The sequence below is a fragment of the Desulfosporosinus lacus DSM 15449 genome (assembly GCF_900129935.1).
Taxonomy (GTDB): Bacteria; Bacillota; Desulfitobacteriia; order Desulfitobacteriales; family Desulfitobacteriaceae; genus Desulfosporosinus; species Desulfosporosinus lacus.
In genome coordinates, this window is sequence record NZ_FQXJ01000008.1 from 178,780 (window position 1) to 199,932 (window position 21,153).

Annotated in this window: 20 protein-coding genes and 1 riboswitch; of the genes, 19 read left to right on the top strand and 1 reads right to left on the bottom strand. The window is 42.6% G+C overall.

What is annotated here, in order from left to right; translation table 11 throughout:
- Positions 1–90 precede the first annotated feature (90 nt).
- A riboswitch (cobalamin riboswitch) is annotated at positions 91–276 on the top strand.
- 133 nt (positions 277–409) lie between these two features.
- From BUB11_RS12945 to BUB11_RS13015, 15 genes are all read left to right on the top strand, one after another.
- Positions 410–1,630 carry a bifunctional cobalt-precorrin-7 (C(5))-methyltransferase/cobalt-precorrin-6B (C(15))-methyltransferase gene (locus BUB11_RS12945; RefSeq protein ID WP_073030181.1) on the top strand — a complete coding sequence of 407 codons (1,221 nt, stop codon included), beginning with the start codon at positions 410–412 and terminating at the stop codon, positions 1,628–1,630.
- Positions 1,627–2,364 (top strand): precorrin-2 C(20)-methyltransferase, encoded by a 738-nt coding sequence (gene cobI, locus BUB11_RS12950; RefSeq protein ID WP_073030182.1) that lies wholly within the window; start codon positions 1,627–1,629, stop codon positions 2,362–2,364. The genes BUB11_RS12945 and cobI overlap by 4 nt, the downstream gene beginning before the upstream one ends.
- The gene (gene cobM / locus BUB11_RS12955; RefSeq protein WP_084110277.1) at positions 2,345–3,139 is read left to right on the top strand and encodes a precorrin-4 C(11)-methyltransferase; all 795 of its coding nucleotides are present in this window, start codon (positions 2,345–2,347) and stop codon (positions 3,137–3,139) included. The genes cobI and cobM overlap by 20 nt, the downstream gene beginning before the upstream one ends.
- A 14-nt stretch (positions 3,140–3,153) precedes the next feature.
- Positions 3,154–4,275, top strand: a complete 1,122-nt coding sequence (locus tag BUB11_RS12960) for a cobalt-precorrin 5A hydrolase (RefSeq protein WP_073030183.1) — start codon at positions 3,154–3,156, stop codon at positions 4,273–4,275.
- Between the two features lie 26 nt (positions 4,276–4,301).
- On the top strand, positions 4,302–4,991 hold the full coding sequence (gene cobJ, locus BUB11_RS12965) for a precorrin-3B C(17)-methyltransferase (protein ID WP_073030184.1): 690 nt from the start codon (positions 4,302–4,304) through the stop codon (positions 4,989–4,991).
- The gene (gene cobK, locus BUB11_RS12970; protein ID WP_073030185.1) at positions 4,988–5,752 is read left to right on the top strand and encodes a precorrin-6A reductase; all 765 of its coding nucleotides are present in this window, start codon (positions 4,988–4,990) and stop codon (positions 5,750–5,752) included. Before cobJ ends, cobK begins: the two co-directional genes overlap by 4 nt.
- Positions 5,749–6,117: a sirohydrochlorin chelatase gene (locus BUB11_RS12975; protein ID WP_073030186.1), complete on the top strand. Its 369-nt coding sequence runs from the start codon at positions 5,749–5,751 to the stop codon at positions 6,115–6,117. The genes cobK and BUB11_RS12975 overlap by 4 nt, the downstream gene beginning before the upstream one ends.
- Entirely contained in the window at positions 6,114–6,752 is a 639-nt protein-coding gene (locus tag BUB11_RS12980) for a precorrin-8X methylmutase (protein ID WP_073030187.1), read from the top strand. The genes BUB11_RS12975 and BUB11_RS12980 overlap by 4 nt, the downstream gene beginning before the upstream one ends.
- A gap of 132 nt (positions 6,753–6,884) precedes the next feature.
- Positions 6,885–8,429, top strand: coding sequence for a cobyric acid synthase (locus BUB11_RS12985; protein WP_073030236.1), 1,545 nt, complete (start codon positions 6,885–6,887; stop codon positions 8,427–8,429).
- Positions 8,430–8,450: 21 nt separating this feature from the next.
- Positions 8,451–9,440, top strand: a complete 990-nt coding sequence (gene cbiB, locus BUB11_RS12990; protein ID WP_073030188.1) for an adenosylcobinamide-phosphate synthase CbiB — start codon at positions 8,451–8,453, stop codon at positions 9,438–9,440.
- 145 nt (positions 9,441–9,585) lie between these two features.
- Entirely contained in the window at positions 9,586–10,986 is a 1,401-nt protein-coding gene (locus BUB11_RS12995) for a cobyrinic acid a,c-diamide synthase CobB (RefSeq protein ID WP_073030189.1), read from the top strand.
- The gene (locus BUB11_RS13000; protein WP_073030190.1) at positions 10,983–11,546 is read left to right on the top strand and encodes a cob(I)yrinic acid a,c-diamide adenosyltransferase; all 564 of its coding nucleotides are present in this window, start codon (positions 10,983–10,985) and stop codon (positions 11,544–11,546) included. Before BUB11_RS12995 ends, BUB11_RS13000 begins: the two co-directional genes overlap by 4 nt.
- Positions 11,546–12,463, top strand: a complete 918-nt coding sequence (locus BUB11_RS13005) for a GHMP family kinase ATP-binding protein (protein WP_073030191.1) — start codon at positions 11,546–11,548, stop codon at positions 12,461–12,463. Before BUB11_RS13000 ends, BUB11_RS13005 begins: the two co-directional genes overlap by 1 nt.
- Before the next feature lie 4 nt (positions 12,464–12,467).
- On the top strand, positions 12,468–13,589 hold the full coding sequence (locus BUB11_RS13010; protein WP_073030192.1) for a pyridoxal phosphate-dependent aminotransferase: 1,122 nt from the start codon (positions 12,468–12,470) through the stop codon (positions 13,587–13,589).
- Positions 13,590–14,338: 749 nt separating this feature from the next.
- Positions 14,339–15,142 (top strand): methyltetrahydrofolate cobalamin methyltransferase, encoded by an 804-nt coding sequence (locus tag BUB11_RS13015; protein WP_073030193.1) that lies wholly within the window; start codon positions 14,339–14,341, stop codon positions 15,140–15,142.
- Between the two features lie 238 nt (positions 15,143–15,380).
- Here the strand turns inward: BUB11_RS13015 and BUB11_RS13020 are convergent, their stop codons facing one another.
- Positions 15,381–16,274: a CobW family GTP-binding protein gene (locus tag BUB11_RS13020; protein WP_073030194.1), complete on the bottom strand. Its 894-nt coding sequence runs from the start codon at positions 16,272–16,274 to the stop codon at positions 15,381–15,383.
- A 548-nt stretch (positions 16,275–16,822) separates the two neighbouring features.
- Between BUB11_RS13020 and BUB11_RS13025 the strand changes: the two genes are divergently transcribed.
- The 4 genes from BUB11_RS13025 to BUB11_RS13040 all read left to right on the top strand — a co-directional run bounded on the left by BUB11_RS13025 (position 16,823) and on the right by BUB11_RS13040 (position 21,153).
- The gene (locus tag BUB11_RS13025) at positions 16,823–17,455 is read left to right on the top strand and encodes a corrinoid protein (protein ID WP_073030195.1); all 633 of its coding nucleotides are present in this window, start codon (positions 16,823–16,825) and stop codon (positions 17,453–17,455) included.
- A 29-nt stretch (positions 17,456–17,484) separates the two neighbouring features.
- A complete protein-coding gene (locus BUB11_RS13030; protein ID WP_073030196.1) occupies positions 17,485–18,885 on the top strand; it encodes a methyltransferase MtaB domain-containing protein in 1,401 nt (466 codons plus the stop codon).
- 271 nt (positions 18,886–19,156) lie between these two features.
- A complete protein-coding gene (locus BUB11_RS13035; RefSeq protein ID WP_073030197.1) occupies positions 19,157–20,476 on the top strand; it encodes a PocR ligand-binding domain-containing protein in 1,320 nt (439 codons plus the stop codon).
- Between the two features lie 29 nt (positions 20,477–20,505).
- Positions 20,506–21,153 (top strand): cobalamin B12-binding domain-containing protein, encoded by a 648-nt coding sequence (locus BUB11_RS13040; protein WP_073030198.1) that lies wholly within the window; start codon positions 20,506–20,508, stop codon positions 21,151–21,153.

Consider the following 21,153-nt stretch of genomic DNA (forward strand, 5'->3'; position numbering starts at 1 on the left):
AATGCTTTTGATAAATTATTTTGAAAAAGAGGAATTTAGTATATACTTATAGAATAACACTGTATCCGTCGAACACACGCCTAGTGAATTAAATAGCGTTATACTTAAGGTTCCTTTAATTTAAAGGATCTAAAAGGGGAAGTCGGTGAAACTCCGGCGCGGTCCCGCCACTGTAAACAAGGAGTTCTCTTTGTAAATCCATTTTGAAACACAAGATGGTTGAACATGAGAATGATGACTTGAAGCCAGGAAACCTGCCTTAAGTAACATCACAAACCTACGAGCGATAGGAGATGTGTGTGTTTATTCAAGGTAAACCATACGAGCCGCTCAGGCTCGTTTTTTATTTGTATTCGCTAATGTGTCTTTAGAAATTTAGTTAAACGACATTATGGAAGAGGGGTAAAGCATGTTACAGGTGATCGGTATCGGCCCTGGAAGGCCGGAATGGTTGCCCCCTGCGATTATTGAACTTGTGAAAAATTGCGAAATTTTAATCGGAGGGTCCAGGGCTCTTAAACTCTTTCCGGATTTCACAGGACATCAATATGTCCTATCCGGCAACTTGTCCAGCAGTGTTGATGTGATCAGAAATGCACTTCAGGAAAAGAAGGTTGTGGGGGTTCTCGTTTCTGGCGACCCTGGTTTTTTTAGTTTTTTACCCAGACTAAAGAAGGAATTCCCCGAGGAGAATATCGACGTTCATCCTGGGATCAGTTCTCTTCAATTTGCGTTTGCCAGAGCCGAGCTTCCTTGGCAAGAGGCGATTTTTGCCAGTGTCCATGGCCGAGAATTATCCGTATTGCCTCAAGTGATAACTCGTCCGACAGCGGTGTTAACCGGTGGGGAAAATACTCCTCAGAAAATCGCTCAATTTTATTTGGAACGCGGCCATAATCCTAAAATTTCCGTTGGGAATGCCCTTGCTTATCCAGAGGAATTTTGGGCAACAATGGATGCAGAACAGTTAGCTCAGGAAAAGACCTTTTTAAAGAACGCTATTGTTATTCTCCATCCACATTCCCATCGGTATTCCACTATGAAGGGCAGCGGGTCCAGGCTTGGAATTCCAGACGAGGAGTTTCTGCGGGGCAAGGTTCCGATGACAAAGGCGGAAATTCGAGTTCAAGTACTCGCCAAAGCCCAAATTTCTAAATTCGATAATGTCGTGGATATTGGCGCTGGTACAGGGAGCATTAGTATTGAAGCCGCAGGGCTCGCTTCTGAAGGGGTTGTATACGCAATTGAACATAATCCAGAGGCGCAAGAACTCATTCTTACTAATCAACATAAGTTTAACGTTTCAAATCTTTGCTTGATTCCTGGAGTTGCACCCGATGTCTTCGGAGAGCTTCCCCCTGTCGATGTTTGCATTATTGGCGGGAGTAATGGGCGTTTAGCTGAAATATTAAAAACTGTTCCTCTTATTGAAGGGGGAAGAATCGTGATCACAGCAGTGACGATCGAAACAGTGGCTCAAGGTCTGAAACTTCTTACAGACAATAACTATCAAGATATTGACACCGTTTCAATTCAAGCAGTTCGGTGGAAAGCAGTACAAACTCTGCATATGGCTCAAGCTTTGAATCCAATCTTTATAATATCAGCAAGAAAAGGGGAAGCATCATGAATACAACATGGGGAAAATTCTATGGAGTAGGGGTTGGTCCCGGTGATCCTCAGCTCTTGACTTTGCAAGCCGTTGATGTCCTTCATTCAGTCGATCTGGTAGCCATCCCAAAATCCAAGCTGGATCGAGAAAGTGTTGCCTGGGATATTGCCAAAATTCATTGTCCATCTAATGCTCGGCTTGTCGAACTTGAAATGCCCATGACTTCAGATCCGCAGGTTTTAACTAAGGCTTGGCAAGATGGAGCACAAACCATCCTGGCTGAATTGAAACAGGGTAAATCTGTCGCCTTTATCACATTGGGTGATCCTTCACTTTACAGTACTTATAGTTATTTACTTAACATTCTCCAGGAGGAACTTCCTCAGGAATATATTGTAACAGTACCTGGAATTACGGCTATGGCTGCAGCCGCCGCTAAGATTAACCTGCCCCTGGCCACAGGAGATGAGCCTCTGCTTATCTTGCCAAGTACGGAAGATGTTGGGGAGTTCCTTAATTTCCCCAATTTAGTGTTAATGAAAGTCTCCCGCAGACTTCCTGAAATTTTGACCCTGCTTGAAGAGCGCGACAGAAAAGCAGTCTTATTGACTCGTCTCGGACAATCTGGTGAGAAAATTCGCTGGGAACCTAAACCAGAAGATTTTACAGCTGATAAAATTGATTATCTCAGTTTATTGCTCGTCAAAAAAGATTTGTTGGGGAGGGAAAACAGTGAGCCAGAAAAAAACTAGCGGTGAAGGTGAAGTAATCTTCGTCGGAGCTGGTCCAGGGGATCCTGAACTAATTACGGTTAAAGGATCTCGCGCCCTTGAGAGAGCGGACCGCGTGATTTATGCCGGGTCCTTAGTCAATCCAGAATTGCTGGGATTGTGTCGTCCTGGAACCCCTTGTCATGACAGTGCCCATCTCACCCTTGAAGAGGTGATTGCTCTTATGTTTGAGGGAAGCAAAAATGGAGAAACGATTGTTCGGCTCCATACTGGTGATCCCAGTATGTATGGAGCAATTAAGGAACAATTTGAGCATTTAGATAAGCAAGAAATACCCTATTCCGTCATTCCTGGGGTTAGTTCAGTATTTGCCGCCGCAGCAGCGGTTAAACGTGAATTTACCCTGCCTGATATCAGCCAAACCCTAATTCTTACCCGTATAGCTGGGCGCACTCCCGTTCCAGAGCGTGAAGCACTGGCCAAGTTAGCACAACATCAAGCCAGTATGTCAATTTTCCTAAGTGTTCAGGACATGGGATCTGTAGTCCAGGCTTTGCAGGAAGGCGGTTATCCTATCTCGACGCCCATTGCTGTGGTTGCAAAAGCTAGTTGGCCAGATGAAGAGATTCTCTTGGGAACCTTGGAAACCATCGTGGAAAAGGTTAAAACAGCAGGAATTCGAAAACAGGCTCAAATCCTGGTGGGTGATTTTTTAGATCCAGCTAACGGATACACGCGTTCAAAGCTCTATGACCCGACCTTTACACACGAATATCGGCAAGGGACAGATAAGTGAACAGGAATCTTGACATGGACACGGACGCAGACGTAAACACAAAAACTAAAGCAGCTCTTGTGACTTTAACTGACCGTGGGTTAGATACAATCCTGCGTATTGGAGAGGGTCTTCCGAATGCCATTGGAAGAGAATATTATCTTCATGAGAAGGTGCTTAATCAAAGCAACTATCATGGAGAATCACAATCCTCCCAAGGTTTTAAAATTAAATCCTTTTCTCGTTTGAGCGATATCATTCCCAGCCTGTGGCAAGAGTTTTCTGTTCTTATCTTTGTTATGGCTTCAGGAATCGTCGTACGTCAAATTGCTTTATTAATAGAAGGGAAAGACCGAGATCCAGCAGTTCTAGTTTTAGATGAGGAAGGAAAATTCGTAATTCCTTTGCTTTCCGGACATTTAGGCGGCGCAAATGCTTGGGCCCATCAGATCTCTGAGCAAATTGGGGCTGTACCAGTAATTACGACAGCCACGGATGTCAGGGGTATGGTGGCACCGGACGAATATGCCCGCAGGTATGGATGGAAAGTTGAACCTGTCGATCATTTACCGGCGGTCAACCGCTTACTTTTAGAGCAAAAACGGCTCAATGTCTGGGCAAGTTATCCGTTGAAGCCCGAGCATGAAACATGGGTTAAGGATACCCATTATTGCTTTTTATCCGAAAAGGAAAAGGATCAAGCGAATGTCATTATTGATGCTTTTCCAAACTCAAATATTAAGGCGGATTGTCTGTATTTAGTGCCACCAATTTTAAGTATAGGAGTGGGGTGCCGCCGAGGGGTTGCCAGCGATGTCATTCTAGAGAGAATCAAGCTGGCAATAGAACAGCTCGGAGCGTCCCTTAAGGCTATCTCAGGAATCTATAGTATTGACCTTAAATCCAATGAAGTGGGACTGATTGAAGTTGCCAAATACCTGCGGGTTCCGTTTCGAACCTTTCGAGCAGATGAGCTGCAGTCAGTTAATCTTCAAGAACAGTTAAGTCGATCAAACTTTGTAAGCGAAAAGATAGGAGTGGACGGTGTATGCGAAGCAGCGAGTTTACTGGGAGCCAAAAGGGGTCGGTTAGTACTGCCAAAGACCAAGGGGCAGGGGGTAACAGTGGCAATCAGCATAGAAAACTCTATGTCGTAGGTCTCGGACCTGGAGACCAGGATCATATGACAGCTAGGGTTCAGTCAGTATTAAATGAAGTTGAATACATCGTGGGATATAAAACTTACATAGACCTTATTCGTTCGTTTATAACCCATCAACAAATTGTTGCAACGGGGATGCGTCAAGAAATAGACCGCTGTCGAGAAGCAATTCGTTTAGCTGCTGAGGGACATCGAGTAGCTGTCGTAAGCAGTGGTGATGCTGGTGTATACGGCATGGCAGGGATTATTATTGAATGTTTGGAACAAGAGAACCTGCTGGATCTGCCCTTGGAAATCATTCCTGGAGTGACGGCAGCCTCTGCGGCAGCTTCCATGTTAGGAGCTCCCTTAATGCATGATTTTGCTGTGGTTAGCTTAAGTGATCTGCTGACTCCTTGGGAAGTTATCGAGAAGCGAGTTCGCTTAGCAGCCGAGGGAGATTTCATCTTCGCACTTTATAACCCGAAAAGTAATGGCCGTCCCCATCACATTGAGACTGTTCGGGAAATTGTTTTACGTTATCGTCGCCCTGATACCCCGGTTGGATTGGTTCGAGAAGCCTTACGAGGTGAGGAGTCGAGCGTAGAAATTACCACACTGGATGATTTCACGAATCATCCCATTGATATGCTCACGACCGTCATAATTGGAAACTCTCAAACCCGGATTGTTGGCCCTTATATGGTGACTCCTCGCGGGTATAAACTGTGAAACTTCTAGTTTTAGCAGGGACTGAGGATGGGCGTGGCTTGGCAGATGCTCTAAAACAGCGCGGTCATGAGATATTAGTCTCTACCCTAACTGCCTATGGGGCAGAATTAGTACAGGAACACGGCTTGCAGGTTCGTTCGGGAGCGATGGATGCCGAAAGTCTTACAGATCTTCTAAAAGCTAATTCCTTTGCGGCTTTAGTGGATGCAACTCATCCCTATGCCGTACAGGTTAAAGAAATGGCTAAAAAAGTTTGCACAGATTTAGGGTTGCCATACTTGCGTTGGGAACGCTCTGCATTGGAGGTAGACGATCATCCTCTTATTCATTGGGCGGAGGATATACCCGCTGCCGTTGAAATTGCATCGAAACTAGGAAAAAATATTCTGCTCACGACTGGAAGTAACGGCTTGCCTGATTGGGTATCTCATCCTTTGCTGAAGGATAAATTCCTATATGTCCGCGTGTTACCCACTTCTCAGGTATTAGCCCGTTGTGAATCATTAGGCTTTAAACCCAATCAAATCGTAGCGGCTCAAGGTCCGTTTTCTCAAGAGTGGGATGAAGCGATGTTTAAACAACTAAAGATCGATGTCGTAGTGGCTAAAGAAAGTGGAAAAGTTGGCGGAACCCATGAAAAGATACAAGCTTGCCTTAACCTAAACCTGCCCTTGGTTCTTTTAAAACGACCAGTACCCGAAATGGCTTCAGATAGTCAAACACTTACTCAATTTATTAAACATATGGAGGAATTGATATGAAATCAGAAATTATTATCTTAGGCCACGGCAGCCGTCGTGCAGAAGCAAACCAAGGACTTTTAGTGGTTGCCGAAAAAGTGAGTCAGTTAATGGGACAGACGGTAACCCCGGCATACATGGCTCATGATCACCCGAGTCTGCCTGAAGCAGTGGAAGCAAAGATTCAAAGCGGTGCGGCTCATATTGTAATAATGCCACTCTTTCTTTTTCGCGGAATGCACGTAACGGTAGATATTCATGAGGAATTGCGTGAAATTCGAGAACAGCATCCTGAAGTTGAGATCATCTTTACCAGAGAACTGGGAGCTGATGACGGGATTGCAAGCTTGGCCAGCCTTCGCATTAAGGAGGCTTTGGGCGAATGACAGCAGACTTCATTTTAGACCCGGGCCAAATTGAAACTGAAAGTATGCGTATTATCCGGGCTGGATTAACCCGTCCCTGGCTGGAAGCGGACTACCCAGTGGTCGAACGCATCATTCATACAACCGGAGATCCTTCATTAGAGTCTTCGATTGCGATTCATCCTGAAGCAATTGCTTGCGGTCTCCAGGCTCTGAAAGAGGGCGCTAACGTCATTACTGACGTAGAGATGGTACGGGCAGGAATTTCTAAGGAGAAACTCAAGTCGTTGGGTGGGAGTGTGGAATGCTTCCTGAACTCTACTGGAGTTTCCGAACAAGCCAAAGCTTGGGGAATCACACGCTCGATGACCGCTTTTCGTATGAATGCAAATCGTCTGCGGGGTTCAATAGTGGCAATCGGCAACGCGCCAACGGCTTTAATCGAGGTCTTACGCTTAGCTGAAAACCCAGAGACTCGACCTGCATTGATCGTGGGAATTCCTGTTGGTTTTATTGGAGCGAAAGAGTCTAAGGATTTATTATGGGAACACCAAGAGTTCCCCTCGATTACTGTACTCGGAACTCGGGGAGGAAGCCCAATCGCCGCAACCGTGGTTAATGCGCTGATTTATACGGTCTTAAAACAACCTAAATAAGTTACTTCACTCAAGGTGACAATAGAAACTTCAATTTAGCTCACATAAACTGCCGCTTATTGAAGTGATTCGTGAAAATACGAAAGTTATTGCGTTAAAAAGCACCAGCTTAAGAAAAGAGGGTGAAAAATGATGTCTTCAAACAATAAATTGACGGCCAAACTCATGATCCAAGGAACCTCTTCAAGCGTTGGGAAGAGTGTCTTGGCTGCTGCTTTTTGCCGAATCTTTTACCAAGAAGGATACCATGTAAGTCCGTTTAAAGCACAGAATATGGCCCTCAACTCATTTGTGACAGCGGCAGGTGGAGAGATGGGCAGAGCTCAAGTCGTTCAGGCCCAAGCAGCCGGAGTAGAACCTGAGGTGCGCATGAACCCAATTTTACTGAAGCCAAGTGGACCAACGGGTTCTCAAGTTGTCATTATGGGCAAGTCCCAGGGTAATGTGACAGCGTTGCGTTACCATGGTGAGTATCAACGTATGACCTGGCCGTATGTAACTGAGGCTCTTCACGGATTGCTCAATGAGTATGAAATCGTAGTTATTGAAGGGGCGGGAAGTCCGGCTGAAGTCAATCTTAAGTCAAACGATATTGTAAATATGAGAGTGGCTATGGAGGCTGCTTCACCAGTCTTACTCGTGGCAGATATTGATCGTGGCGGGGCTTTAGCTTCCGTCGTAGGGACCTTAGAATTAGTGGAACCTGAAGAGAGAGCCATGATTAAAGGAATTATTTTTAACAAGTTTCGCGGGGAAATTAAGCTTCTTCAACCTGCTTTAGATTTCATAGAGAAAAAAACAGGAATCCCGGTAGTTGGAGTTGTTCCCTATTTTAAGATTCGTATCCCAGATGAAGACTCAGTTGCATTGAGCGAAGCAGACGAAAGACCCACGGTTTCCTTAACGGAACAGCTGGACATTGCAGTGATTCGCTTACCCTATATTTCAAACTTTACAGATTTTGATGCACTTCAAGATGAACCGGATGTTTCTGTACGCTATGTCACAGATCCAGCAAATCTGGGGAAACCAGACCTGGTGATTATTCCCGGCAGTAAAAATACTCTTGCTGATTTACGCTTTCTTCATGAAAGCGGTATAGGAAATAACATTCTTACACTTTGTACGGAAGAGATTCCTGTCATAGGGATTTGTGGCGGCTACCAAATGATGGGTCGCTTAGTAAAGGATCCGTTGCATACAGAGTCCGAGCTTGAAGAAGTAGCGGGACTTGGTATTCTGCCGATGGTGACGGAATTTTATCCTCAAAAACATACTGTTCAGAGCAAGGGGACCATCTTGACGGATCGAGGATTCTTTAAAGCTTGCACTGGAGAAACTGTGGTGGGCTATGAAATTCACATGGGGCGATCCACATTAGATGAAGGGCATTTACCTCTGTTCAATTTAACTTCAAACGGAGAATCAAATCTTGATGGTTTACAGGCCGGGAATTCTTATGGATCCTATTTGCATGGGATTTTCGATAATGACAGCCTGCGGGCCTCACTTTTAAATTGGCTCTGGGAGCGCAGAGGGTCTAAGAGACCTGTTGAGGCGTCACTCTCTCAGGCGGCGCTCCGTGAATCAGCGTTTAACGAATTGGCGGATTTAGTCCGTCAAAATGTGGATCTAGAACGGATTCGAGCCATTATGGGCATAAGGGCAGATTCTTAGGGAAAGACCGGGTAATTAAATATGATAGAAACGCTTTCTTCAATTTGGGCGGTTCTTCCGATTACTGTTTTCATAGGGTTTATACTCGATCAGCTTATTGGAGATCCACGCAGCTGGCCACATCCAGTCGTAGGAATTGGCAAGGGGATTAGCATTTTAGAGAGCAAACTTAATCTAGGTCCCCCGGAGATCCGTCGCCGTAACGGTGTCTTGCTAACTATATTGATCGTGGGTGGAAGTTATCTATTTACCTGGGGTGCGATATCCTTAGCTAACATAGTTCATCCCATACTGGGGTTTCTCTTCAGCGCTTATTTAATTTTTACAACCTTAGCTGGTAAATCTCTTTTAGATGCTGGGCAAAATGTCCTTATCCCTCTGTTAAAAGGGGATTTGAGTGAGGCTCGAACCCAGCTTTCTTGGCTGGTCAGCCGTGATACGACGAATCTTTCCGAGGGAGAGATTGTCCGAGGAACGGTTGAGACGATGGCGGAAAATTTTGTGGATGGGATTTTATCTCCCCTTTTTTACGCGGCTCTTGGCGGTGCGCCCTTAGCGATGGCCTTTAAGGCGGTCAGTACCTTAGATTCCATGGTCGGCTACAGGAATGACCGTTATGAAGAGTTTGGCTGGTTCTCTGCACGGACGGATGATTGGGCAAATTATCTTCCAGCACGCTTATCTGTACCGATTTTACTCCTGGCTGGAAGGTTAAGAGGAATGTCTGTCAATCATGCCTATCAGATGTGGAAGCGAGATGCTTCTGGTCATCCCAGCCCCAACGGCGGTAATCCGGAAAGTGTGGTTGCAGGGTTGCTGGGCATTCGCTTAGGTGGAATCAACATCTATCATGGAAAGCCTCATCACCGAGCAGAGATGGGAGATGCACTCCATCCAGTCAATGCCACTGACATTGTTCGTTGCCGTCAGCTTATTAAAACAGCGACCTGGTTGTCCCTTATACCTACTCTAATTGTAGCTTATATAGCAACTACTTATATGGCAATATGATATGATTAGTATTTAACAAGCTCGAGGTTCGATGCACGAAGGGAATAAAAAATGGACGGAAAGCCCCGTGGTGCCGAGTGTACTTAAGCCTAGGACTTCGAACCACGAACCACGAATATCGAACATCGAATTAGGGGGATAGTGCATGAAAATTCCACGGATTGTCCTGGCAGGAACGCATAGCGGAGTAGGAAAAACAACCCTAGCTACAGGTTTAATGGCAGCTTTGAAAAAACGCGAGCGTCCAATCCAAGGGTACAAGGTTGGACCGGATTACATTGACCCCAGTTATCATGCGGCAGCGACGGGAAGGGCTTCCCGCAATCTTGACCGCTGGCTGTTGGGCGATAATCTTCCTTCCGTTTTTGCTCAAAGCTCTAGAGACCATTGGGCAGTGATCGAGGGTGTCATGGGCATGTTCGATGGAATGAGCGGTACCGCAGGTTTTGGGAGCACCGCCGATGTGGCAAAACTTCTCGACGCTCCGATCATCCTCATTGTTGATGCATCTTCAATGTCTCGCAGTGTCGCGGCACTTGTGCATGGATTTAGCTCATATGACCCGCAAGTTAAGCTGCAAGGAGTTATCCTTAACCGCGTAAAATCTTCCGCACAGGAAAAAATCCTGAGAGAAGCCCTTAGTGAGATCAAGATTCCAGTTCTCGGAGTCCTTCCCAAAGAATTGTCGCTTCAGCTTCCTGAACGCCATTTAGGATTAGTTCCGGTAGGGGAAGGCGGACTCTTAGAAGGCTTTATCGAGACTCTTTCAGAGTTAATAACCAACCACGTTGACTTGGATCAAGTCGAAAACATAATGCTCGGTGCTCCTGAATTTAAGGAACCTGCTTTAGCTAAAGAAACTAAGAAAACTATCACGTGTACAGCCCCAAATTCTGATGGTAATTTTGAAAAATTCAGGCTAGGCTTAGCTTGGGATGAAGCGTTCCTTTTTTACTACCAAGACGCTTTAGACCTGGCAGAACACTTGAATGCTATAATCATACCGTTCAGCCCTTTGCATGATCACTCTATCCCTGAAGACTTGGATGGCATTATGTTGGGCGGGGGGTTTCCAGAACTGCATCTTAACCGCTTAAGTGCAAACATCTCATTTTTAGATTCTTTGCGCGAATATGCTGCGAGTGGCAAGCCAATCTACGCTGAATGTGGAGGGTACATGTATCTTGGTAAGTCCATTAAGGATTTTGAAGGAAACGAGTTGCCTATGGCTGGCCTAATTCCTATGAAGGCCGAAATGACAAAACGGTTACAGGGTATAGGATATCGAAAAGGTGTCTTTCGTGAGGATAATTTTCTCGGTCCTCGAGGGACTGCAGTTCAAGGGCATGAATTTCATTATTCACGTGTGGTCTATGATAAGGACTATCCTCCTGCTTACGAACTATTTAGAGGAAATCAAGCGGACCGATTGGAAGGATATGCCCGGGATAATATTGTAGCTTCCTATCTGCACCTTCATTTCTCAGGACATCAAGAATTACTCGAGCATTGGTTTGCTTCTCGTTCTGGGAGAATCGGAGTATGATAACAGTCTATACTGGTCTGGGCAAAGGAAAGACCACTTCAGCCATCGGAGAAGCAGTGCTTGCCTATTCCGAGGGGAAACGAGTTTTAATGGTCCAATTTCTAAAGGGGAGTACCTACAGCGGCGAACTTACAGGACTTAATCGCTTAGGAATTCCTCTCATACAATTTGGGGTAGGTTGTCGCTGGTCAGGAATGATTCGTACTGGCATGAAACACTGTACAGGATGTGGTGAATGTTTTCGTCAAAACCGCAATCCGGAAATCGCTTTAGACCTAGTTCAACAAGCCATTAATTTTGTGGCAGAGGAAATTGAGGCAAACATTTATCAGGTTATCATCTTAGATGAAATAAGCCATGCGTTAAATCGAGGTTTTCTAGACTTGAATCAATTAAGAGAACTCTTGTCGACTGAGTCCTCCCGGCACCTGCACTGGATTCTTACCGGTCGGGGGATGCCCGCTGCCTTAGAAACATTAGCAGACAATTGGTGGGATCTAAACATGCTAAAACATCCTTTCTCTAAAGGGGTTAAAAGTCGTAGGGGGATTGAATATTAATGGATTTCGCAGTCGGGTTGGCCCGGTGTCCGGGAACATGTGGAGAATGGGTACAAGGGGCTCGGAGAGGAGTTCCTTTTCTTATAGATTGTCCCATTGATCGATTTTCTGAGGCTAGGGTGGCATTGAACATGCATGATTCTGGCTGGGATCTTCCTCTGAATAAAATTAAAGCACTTCAAGTACTGGAGTTACTCAAAGAGAACTTAGGTCTGCCTATGCTTGGTGGTAAGGTGAAGTTTTCCCATCAACTTCCGGAAGGGAAAGGAATGGCAAGCTCTACCGCCGACATTACCGCCGTGGCTGCAGCGGCTTTGATTGCCCTTGGAGAAGATGTTGCACCAGAACGCTTGGCTGGTTTAGCTTTAAGAATTGAACCGAGCGACAGTGTGATGTTTCCTGGAATTACAGAAATAGAACATGTTCAGGGTCATAACCACCGCTTGCTGGGGTCCTCAGTACCTGCCCTGTTTTTGGCCTTGGATTGGGGGGGGACGATTGATACAGGGATGTTTAACGCACGCCCAGGGTTAGCAGAACACTATCGACGTTACGAAAGCGAAATCAAGAGAGCACACAAATTAGCCTGTGAAGGGATAGCTCAAGGGGATTTAGAAAAACTGGCCAGTGCAGGAACGATCAGTGCAAAATGCAATCTGGAGATAAATCCCAAATCCTTCTTTGAGCCCTTCTTATCATGGGTGCGTCAAAAGGGTGGACTTGGTGTGGTAACTGCCCACAGCGGAACACTATTAGCGGGAGTCTTTCCGCAAAACGGATTATTCAATTATGACCTGGGCGGGAACTTGCGTATTGAAGCCCAACAACTGTTTAAACCTGCCTACATCGATCTCTTTAATAGTCACTCGGGTGGAATTGTTGCCACTAAGATGGAAATTACTGAAAATACGGGGTGATGCTATGCACGGTGGGAATCTCCGCAGAGCCAAGGAATTGTATGGCTTGGAGTCTTTTATCGATCTCTCGGCAAATATTAATCCATTTGGACCTCCCGATGGAGTTTGGGCTTCCTTGCAAAAAGGCATGGCGGATATCGTAAACTATCCAGATCCTGAAAGCCTTGCCTTAAGAAGGACACTCTCCAGCCACCTGGAACAGCCAAATGAAACAATCATGGTTGGTAACGGTGCAGGTGAATTGATATTCACCATCGTACAAGCCTTGAAACCCAAAAAAGTTGCGATTCCTATTCCGACATTTAGTGAATACGAACGAGCTGCACGATCGGTTGGGGCTGAAATAAACTATATCCCGCTTGGCCCCAGGGGCTGGGCAACGTTTAATCGTATGGATGAAGAAAGCAATAGTTCTGACGAAGAGAGTTACAATGATCAGATTTGGATTGAACTCCTTAATGGATGTGATTTACTCTTCCTTTGTTCCCCCCATAATCCGACCGGCAGTGTCCTTGAGAAAGATACGTTTGAACGAATTTTAAGGTTAACCAAGGCAATTGGATGTAGAATTCTCTTTGATGAATCTTTCCTTGATTTTTTACCGGACGAGTACCGCCAGTCCACTCGAAGCTATTTGGGTGATAATCAGCACCTAATTGTTTTATACTCCTTAACCAAGTTTTATAGTATACCGGGTTTGCGTCTAGGCACTGTATTTGCACATCAAAGCTTAATTTCTAATTTTGAGCAATACCGTGATCCCTGGTCTGTAAATGTTCTTGCACAACATGCTGGAATAACAGCACTGGAGGATTTAAGGTATCCGGATGAAGTGCGAGAGAAATTAAGGGAGAGCAGAGCGTATTTTTATCGAGAATTTGACTTAGGCAAGTTTTCGAAGCTGAAACTTTGGCCGACTTCCGTAAACTTCGCCTTAATTGAAATTTTAAATCAAGCACCCGATGAATTGATTGAGCATTTAGGCCGTTCAGGAATTCTTGTACGGAATTGTGCCAGTTTTGCTGGTCTGCCTGGGAATTTTATTCGTGTCGCGATCAAGGATATCTTTGTCATGCAACGGTTAATTGAGGGTTTGAAAGGCTGGAGCGGATCCACGAATCGATGATAATCTTAGGAGATTTAAGAGCCTTTTAAATTAATCCGAAAAATAATTAATCTATTAATATAAAAGTATTTTTTTAGGCACTTCTGTATGGAGGTGTCTTTTTGTATATATAAAAATAAGTTCAATTTAAGCCGTACTTTCTAATGGCTTGTCGTCAATGGGTATTGAATCCTTATCGGATCCGAGGCCTAATTTTAATTAGGGCTTGCTACCAACCCCCTTTTTTTAGGGACCAGAATCTTACTATTTTTTTCGCCTCAATATTCAAATAAGAATTTGGGCAATCCCGACAGGGTGGGAGCCTTCTCTTTGGCTTGTCCCACAAATCGACAGCGTTGTCGATTTGTGGGACAAGCCCGGCCGGGTCTGACGTTAACTATTTGGTTTATGATACATCGTTTTTTAACTCCATGTGCATGGCTTTTGATGCCAAAGGCTGTTTTTTTATGCACATATATTAGGCAAAACTACCCGTAAATCCTTGTAAAATCTTGACTTTTCGATAATTTGCAAACCCTAATTAAGTTGGAAATGCAATAAAGAATAATAACTGAACCCTATTTTATTGTTAAGATACATCAATTTAAAGCAAAAAAATCCCTATGATACTAGCTAATTTAGGACTAAAATTAAAAATGAGAAGAATATTCAAAAGAGTGTAAACCATTCCGCTCCACAAGTTAATGGTAAAACAAATTCCTGAGTTTATGGGTCAGAAAAATCTCAACAAATAGAGGAGGAACTAAAACATGCTAGTTGTTGGCGAATTAATTAATGCGAGTCGTAAAGCGATAGGAGAAGCGATCAAAGCTCAAGACGCGGAATACATTCAGAAGGTAGCAAAAGATGAGTTCGAAGCCGGAGCAGATTATATAGATGTCAACGCTGGAATCTTTGTCGGTAAGGAACCTGAATACCTGCAATGGCTCGTGAAAACGGTTCAGGGGGTTGTGGATGCTCCTTGTTGTCTCGACAGTCCTGATCCTAAGGCTATTGATGCTGCCCTTTCTGTGCACAAAGGAATTGCTATGATAAATTCAATCTCTCTGGAAAAGGAACGTTATAATGCCTTAATCCCTGTTGTTGCTGGGACGGACCTTAAAGTTGTGGCACTATGTATGAGTGACGATGGGATGCCTGAAACCATGGATGCTCGGTTGAAAATTGCGGAAAAACTGATTGATGGACTTGTCAAAAACAATGTGCCCTTAAATAATATTTATGTGGACCCATTAGTTCAGCCAATCTCTACCAACAATACTTTTGCTGTGGAATTTATTAATTCTGTAGAAGCGATTATGACGCGGTTTAAAGGAGTTCATACAATGTGCGGATTGTCGAACGTATCCTATGGCTTACCGGTTCGTAAATTCATGAACCATGCTTTTGCAATTATGGCCATTGGAAAAGGGTTAGATGGTCTAATCATTAATCCGTTGGACAAGATGATGATGGCAAGTTTAATTACAGCTGAGGCGCTGGCAGGACGTGACAACTACTGTGTCAAATACCTTAAGGCTTTCCGAAATAAGCAATTTGATTTCTTAGAGTAATTTATGACAGTATAAAACAGGCTGTAACAAGCTGATATTGTTACAGCCTATTTTCGGTGTATACGTTTTTGATTTAACTAAAGAATTATTGCTATTATAGATAGCAAAAGTTAAACTTCTCTTTTTGTCATCCCATTAAAGTAATCCCAAAGATCCAATACCAAGTAGTAACGTAAAGAGGTTGCAGATTGAGATCTAAAAGTACTCCCAACTGCAAAAGAAGTAATGGTTATGGTTGTTATTTAAAGGCGGCAGTTAGTTCTTCTTTTCGTAAATTGTTGCCTATAAAGCTTACAATACCAATCTCAACATCTGGTGATTCCATTATGGAATACTGCCCATCTACATAATTAAATTCAAGGTAATGAGTGCCCGAACAAAGGATCCCTTTACCTCGAATCACATCTCCGAATCCACCTGTTTTACACGTTGCGAGAATCCGTTTTAATTGTTCTAAACTTACGATTCTAGAAGTACTAAGTCCCAACGAATCAAAGTCATGGTCAAAGACCTCTTTGGAAGCCTGTAAAATGCAATTCGATTTTCCATTGATTAAAATTTTGATATCCTGATTAGATAATTTGGCCCAATCCTTTGAGATAATATGGGCAGTCTCGTTTAAAGTTTTTAACCCTTGTTCTATTAGGAGAATTTCATTATCATCTAAGAACTGAGCTTTACTTATAACCAAAGATGAGGCATGCAGGATTTGGCTTTTGTAGAAACCTGAGTAACCCTGTATATGCTTTGTAAAATTCTGAGCATCCACAACCGTAGTTATTGAGTTAATAAAACATTTGCTGGAGATTTCAATGTCCTTAAATATATCTAAGATTTCACCCAAAACAAAAATGCCGGAGGGTTCAAAAATGATTCGATCGATTTCTTGACTCAATAAGTGTTTAAGAGTAAGAAGAAAATCTCCCTTTAGTTTACAGCAGATACATCCATTTGATAATTCATAAACCTCAAAACCTTCAATTTCTAAGATTTCGCGATCAACATTAGCTTCGCCAAAATCGTTTTCAATCAAGACGATTTTTTCACAAGTGTCCAGTGAATGCAAGATTCTCTTAACTAAGGTTGTTTTACCTGCACCTAAAAATCCAGAAACAATATCAAATTTGATCATAAATCTCATCCTCCTTTGAATCCTCAATACCTTGCTCATCTAAGTAAGCTTAATGATAATTGAGCAAGTATACCATGGATTATTCTGTGTTTTTGGGGATTTTTCAATTAGTTTTACTGAATAATCTTAATTCAACAGATGAACAGAAATAAAAATTTATAAAGCAAATAACTTTGAGCTCTCTATATTAGACAATGAAGAACAAGTAACCTTTACAGTTATAGTTGCGCAGTGAACTCGTTCAGCTATAACTGATCACCACTTACAAGAAGTGGGTGACTGCTTTGAATTGATAAATATACTAGTTAGGATTTATCAAGATAAAACAAGATAGTCCATGGTAAAGAGAGCCTCCAAAAGACTACAATATTACCAATAACACTAGTCAAAACATTTAGAACATTCAATTAACAATAAACATAGATCTATAGATGACTATGTAAGAGAGGAGAGAAAATGGGAAGCGTTTCTTAGAATAAGCAATCCTCATAATGACCCTAATGAAAATACTTATTATAATTCAAATTTTAAATTTTAGGAGGATAATCATGTTTGATTTTACAGGATTAAGTAATGCCGTAATAGAAGGCGACAATGACCAAGTGCAAGCAAAAGTCAAAGAAGCTATTAGTGCAAACGTGGATCCACTCGCTATCATTAATCAAGGACTTATCGGGGGTATGAATGTAGTTGGACAACGTTTCAAAGTTAATGATATGTTTGTACCGGAAGTGCTGATGTCAGCACGCTCCATGAATGCAGGTATCGAGCTGGTGAAGCCTTTACTAGCCGGTGGCGAAATGACCAATAGAGGCACCGTCATTATAGGAACTGTCAAAGGAGATCTACATGATATTGGAAAGAGCTTAGTAGGTATGATGCTTGAATGTTCAGGCTTCAAAGTTATTGATCTGGGTGTAGATGTCTCACCTGAAGAATTCATCGCTGCAATCAAGGAGAACGATGGAAAAATCCTAGCCCTTTCAGCCTTACTTACGACCACGATGCTCTCCATGAAATCAACAATTGAAGAGTGTGTAGAACAAGGTATGCGAAACGATATTAAGGTCATCATTGGTGGTGCACCAATTTCACAGGAATTCTCGGATCAAATCGGTGCAGATGGTTATGCTGGGGATGCTGCAGCAGCGGTGGAACTAGTTGCTAAATTATTGCAATAATAATGAAATAATGAATAGGAGGGACTATTGTGGCTAGTCTTCAATTTAATGAGCTTGCCTATACAAATTTAGATGAATTTATATACGGTCATGCCAAGAAACCAGTAGTTTGTAGCAATGGAATGGTCATTGGCGGAGGAACAGTTTATCCAGAAGTAAACTTAACACTTCCAACTATGTTAATAAATACAGAAACTATGCCGAAAGTACTATCCCAGTATGAAGAAATGATTCATGGTATTTGTTCAAAAGCTCACGAACTTCTATCACCTGGAATTATCATAGAAATTGAACTGCTTCCTCCGTGTACCTTCAATCCTCAATGGGGAATTGATGTCACCAAAGTTGTAAAGGGAGTAATGAACGAATACTATTCAAAATTCGGGTTAAAGAGTCTCTTAAGAATGACAGTTGTCGATATTCGTGAAGGTAAGACCCTTACTCATATGTACAAAGGTGAACATTGGGACAATGTTATTAAAACATTTAGAGGGTGTGCTGAAGCTGGTGCTGACTTTTTGGCAATTGAATCGATAGGCGGCAAGCATCTCCACGATGAAGCAGTAATGAACTGTGACCTACCTAGAGCATTGTTTTCTTTAGGGGTTGTCGGCTGTCGAGATATGGTTGCTTTATGGGATGAAATTGTAAAAATTTCGACTGAGACGAACTGTATCCCTTCAGGGGACACCGCATGCGGCTTTGCCAACACCTCAATGGTCATGGCTCACAAAAATTTTATTCCGAAAGTTTTTGCTGCAATTGACAGAGTTATGTGTGCAGTGAGAACATTAGTCGCAGTAGAACGAGGTGCTTTAGGACCAGATAAAGATTGCGGCTATGAAGGAGTTTATCTTAAAGCAATTACTGGTATACCCATTTCTATGGAAGGAAGAACTGCTGCCTGTGCTCATTCGAGTTCAGTTGGAAACATAGCCGCGTGTTTGGCAGACTGCTGGAGTAACGAGTCTGTGGAAAACGTAAGATTGTTGGGCGGAATGGCTCCTACTGTCTATACTGAACATCTTATCTACGATTGCCGAATAATGAACGTGGCCTCAGCACGTGGATTTGCTCTTGAGATGAGAGATATTTTGTCGGAATCTGATCGAATGTATGACCCTCAAGCATATATCTTAGACCCTGGCGTAGTTATAAAAATCAGTCAAGAGATTGTAAAAGGTAAGACTCACTTTGAGCGAACGAAAATCGCCGCTTCTGCTACAATTAAGGAATTACGAAGCGCTTTCCAAGACGGCTTACTACAACTAGATACTAAGGAATTAAAGTATCTTGATATTTTTGAAAAACAGTTAAAGTTAATTCCTAATGATGAAGCTGAGTTTACACAATTCATGATCAAAAACAGTACTTTAGATAAATTTGATCCTGCAAAGTATGATTTTAACTTTGATGTTGTTGCCAAGTAAGCAGAATTAATTCAAATATTTCTTTTAAAATAATCTTTGGCACCCTTGCCTCTAGCTGGTTAGGTATTAAATCCGGCCGGAGGCTAGAGTGCCCCTTTGAATTTTTTATTTATAAGTTTACAATAGTTTAAAGAAAATATTTCCATGTGTTATAATAATATTATTAAATTGATATCCAGCCTAATCCGCATTTGCTTCCATAAACTTGTGTTCAGGAGTGAAATAAGTATTTGCACACTTTAAAGTGTGAACTTGCTTTGGAGGTGGTAATGTGAATCAAGGAGACCAGTATCAAGATAAGAAATTACAGTGGCTCGAAAAATTAGTGGGTCGAAATCTTTTGGATAAAATGCTTTGTTCATTTTCAAAATCTACTGGATTAAAAGCAATTCTCGTCGATAACAAAGGAAATACACTAATTTCTACTGACCATGCCATCAAGGACTGTAACTTTTGTGACATGATAAAATCGGATAGTAATGGTGCAAAAAAATGTCAGCGTTCATATGCGCGTGCTTGCACAGAGGCATCTAAATATGGTGAACCTTATATTTTCCGCTGTCATGCCGGCTTAATAATGTGGGCCGCACCTATTTTATTAGATGAGTATGTTGGCTCAATTATTTGCGGTCAAGTACTTATGTGGGAGCCCGAAGACTATTTTCTAGAAGAAATTGAGGAAATGGTGATGGGACTTAATATAGACGTAGCTGCAGTCAAATGGTCAGCTGCTCAGTTAGAGATTATGTCAAGCGATAGAGTGCAAGCAGCAGCAGACCTGTTGTTTGTCGTGGCAAATCAAATCATGCAAAGCGGTATGACTGTCTTAGCGCAAAGAAGGGAAATAACTGCCCAACAGGCTAGATTGGCTGAAGAAATCCAAGCTCGCAAACGTGTGGAAATCGCCATGGGTACGATTGAGTCGAGAATCATCAGCAGTAATTCCTTAGACAAAGAACAAGAGCTTAAGTCTATGGTGCGAAATGGGGAGAAAGAAGCAACTGCACAACTTTTAGATAAATTATTAGTTGATATTATCGCCAAAAATTCTAATCATATTGGTACATTAAAAACTAGAATAATGGAGCTCGTTGTAATTATCTCAAGGGCAGCCGTGGATGGAGGCGCAGAGTTAACTGAAATTTTAAAGCTAAATGCCTTGTTTCATCAGGAATTGCTAGAAATCACTTCTCCTGATGAGCTCTGCCTGTGGGCAAAAAATATGTTAGAAACATTTATGAACTATTTGGAAACGAATAAAAACCAGAAAAATCTGCTGGCAATTCAGAAGGCTGCGGAATATATTCGAAAGAATTATCGGAATAAGCTGTCAATAGATGATATTGCCCAAGCAGTTTATCTTAGTCCGTGCTATGTTAGTAGAATCTTTAAGCAGGGTCTGGGTTGTACTTTAATGGAATACCTCACACAGGTACGGGTGGAAGAAGCTAAAACAATGCTGAAAAATCCGAAATATAACGTAATGCAAGTTGCTGAAGAAAGCGGTTTCGAGGACCCCGGCTACTTTACTAGAGTTTTCAAGAAGCTTGAGGGAGTAACTCCAAGCCGGTTTAAACAATATGCCTTATAACGAAAAGTACCGAGGGGAGTGAGATAGGATTGGTAACTTCAGAATTAGAATTAGAGTCAATAACGAGAGCGCTGATCAAAGGGCAAGCCAACCGTGTTAAGACACTTACAACGTTAGCAATTGAAAATGGTGTCACGCCACAAAGGGTTTTTCAAAACGCACTACTACCTGGTATGCAAGTTATTGGCAGACAATTTAGAGATAATACAATTTATATTTCAGATGTACTAATAGCTTCAAGGGCTATGCATGCGGGTTTACACGTCCTAAAACCTATCTTGTCAGATCCTCAGCACTCTTCACTAGGTAAAGTTGTAATCGGTACTGTAGCCGGGGATTTACATGATATTGGCAAGAATTTAATCGTCATGATGTTTCGCGGTTCTGGGTTAGAAGTAATTGATCTTGGCATAGATGTTCAGACTGAGGATTTTGTGGAAGCAGTTAACGAACACCAGCCAGATATTTTAGCAATGTCTGCAATGCTCACGACTACCTTAGCTATGATGTCTGAAACAATTAGAGAACTAGAACGTCTTAAACTGCGTGACGGTGTCAAAATAATTATTGGAGGAAATCCTGCGACACAAGATTTTGCCAATGCAATTAATGCGGATGGTTATGCTGTTGATGTTTTTAAAGCTGTTGATTTAGCTTTGAAACTGATAATTAATTGA

Excerpts from the sequence above, each read along its gene's own strand:
- BUB11_RS12945 (WP_073030181.1), top strand. The coding sequence starts at position 410 with ATGTTACAGGTGATCGGTATCGGCCCTGGAAGGCCGGAATGGTTGCCC.
- cobI (WP_073030182.1), top strand. The coding sequence starts at position 1,627 with ATGAATACAACATGGGGAAAATTCTATGGAGTAGGGGTTGGTCCCGGT.
- BUB11_RS12960 (WP_073030183.1), top strand. The coding sequence starts at position 3,154 with ATGGACACGGACGCAGACGTAAACACAAAAACTAAAGCAGCTCTTGTG.
- cobJ (WP_073030184.1), top strand. The coding sequence starts at position 4,302 with ATGACAGCTAGGGTTCAGTCAGTATTAAATGAAGTTGAATACATCGTG.
- BUB11_RS12975 (WP_073030186.1), top strand. The coding sequence starts at position 5,749 with ATGAAATCAGAAATTATTATCTTAGGCCACGGCAGCCGTCGTGCAGAA.
- BUB11_RS12980 (WP_073030187.1), top strand. The coding sequence starts at position 6,114 with ATGACAGCAGACTTCATTTTAGACCCGGGCCAAATTGAAACTGAAAGT.
- BUB11_RS12985 (WP_073030236.1), top strand. The coding sequence starts at position 6,885 with ATGTCTTCAAACAATAAATTGACGGCCAAACTCATGATCCAAGGAACC.
- cbiB (WP_073030188.1), top strand. The coding sequence starts at position 8,451 with ATGATAGAAACGCTTTCTTCAATTTGGGCGGTTCTTCCGATTACTGTT.
- BUB11_RS12995 (WP_073030189.1), top strand. The coding sequence starts at position 9,586 with ATGAAAATTCCACGGATTGTCCTGGCAGGAACGCATAGCGGAGTAGGA.
- BUB11_RS13000 (WP_073030190.1), top strand. The coding sequence starts at position 10,983 with ATGATAACAGTCTATACTGGTCTGGGCAAAGGAAAGACCACTTCAGCC.
- BUB11_RS13005 (WP_073030191.1), top strand. The coding sequence starts at position 11,546 with ATGGATTTCGCAGTCGGGTTGGCCCGGTGTCCGGGAACATGTGGAGAA.
- BUB11_RS13010 (WP_073030192.1), top strand. The coding sequence starts at position 12,468 with ATGCACGGTGGGAATCTCCGCAGAGCCAAGGAATTGTATGGCTTGGAG.
- BUB11_RS13015 (WP_073030193.1), top strand. The coding sequence starts at position 14,339 with ATGCTAGTTGTTGGCGAATTAATTAATGCGAGTCGTAAAGCGATAGGA.
- BUB11_RS13020 (WP_073030194.1), bottom strand. The coding sequence starts at position 16,274 with ATGATCAAATTTGATATTGTTTCTGGATTTTTAGGTGCAGGTAAAACA.
- BUB11_RS13025 (WP_073030195.1), top strand. The coding sequence starts at position 16,823 with ATGTTTGATTTTACAGGATTAAGTAATGCCGTAATAGAAGGCGACAAT.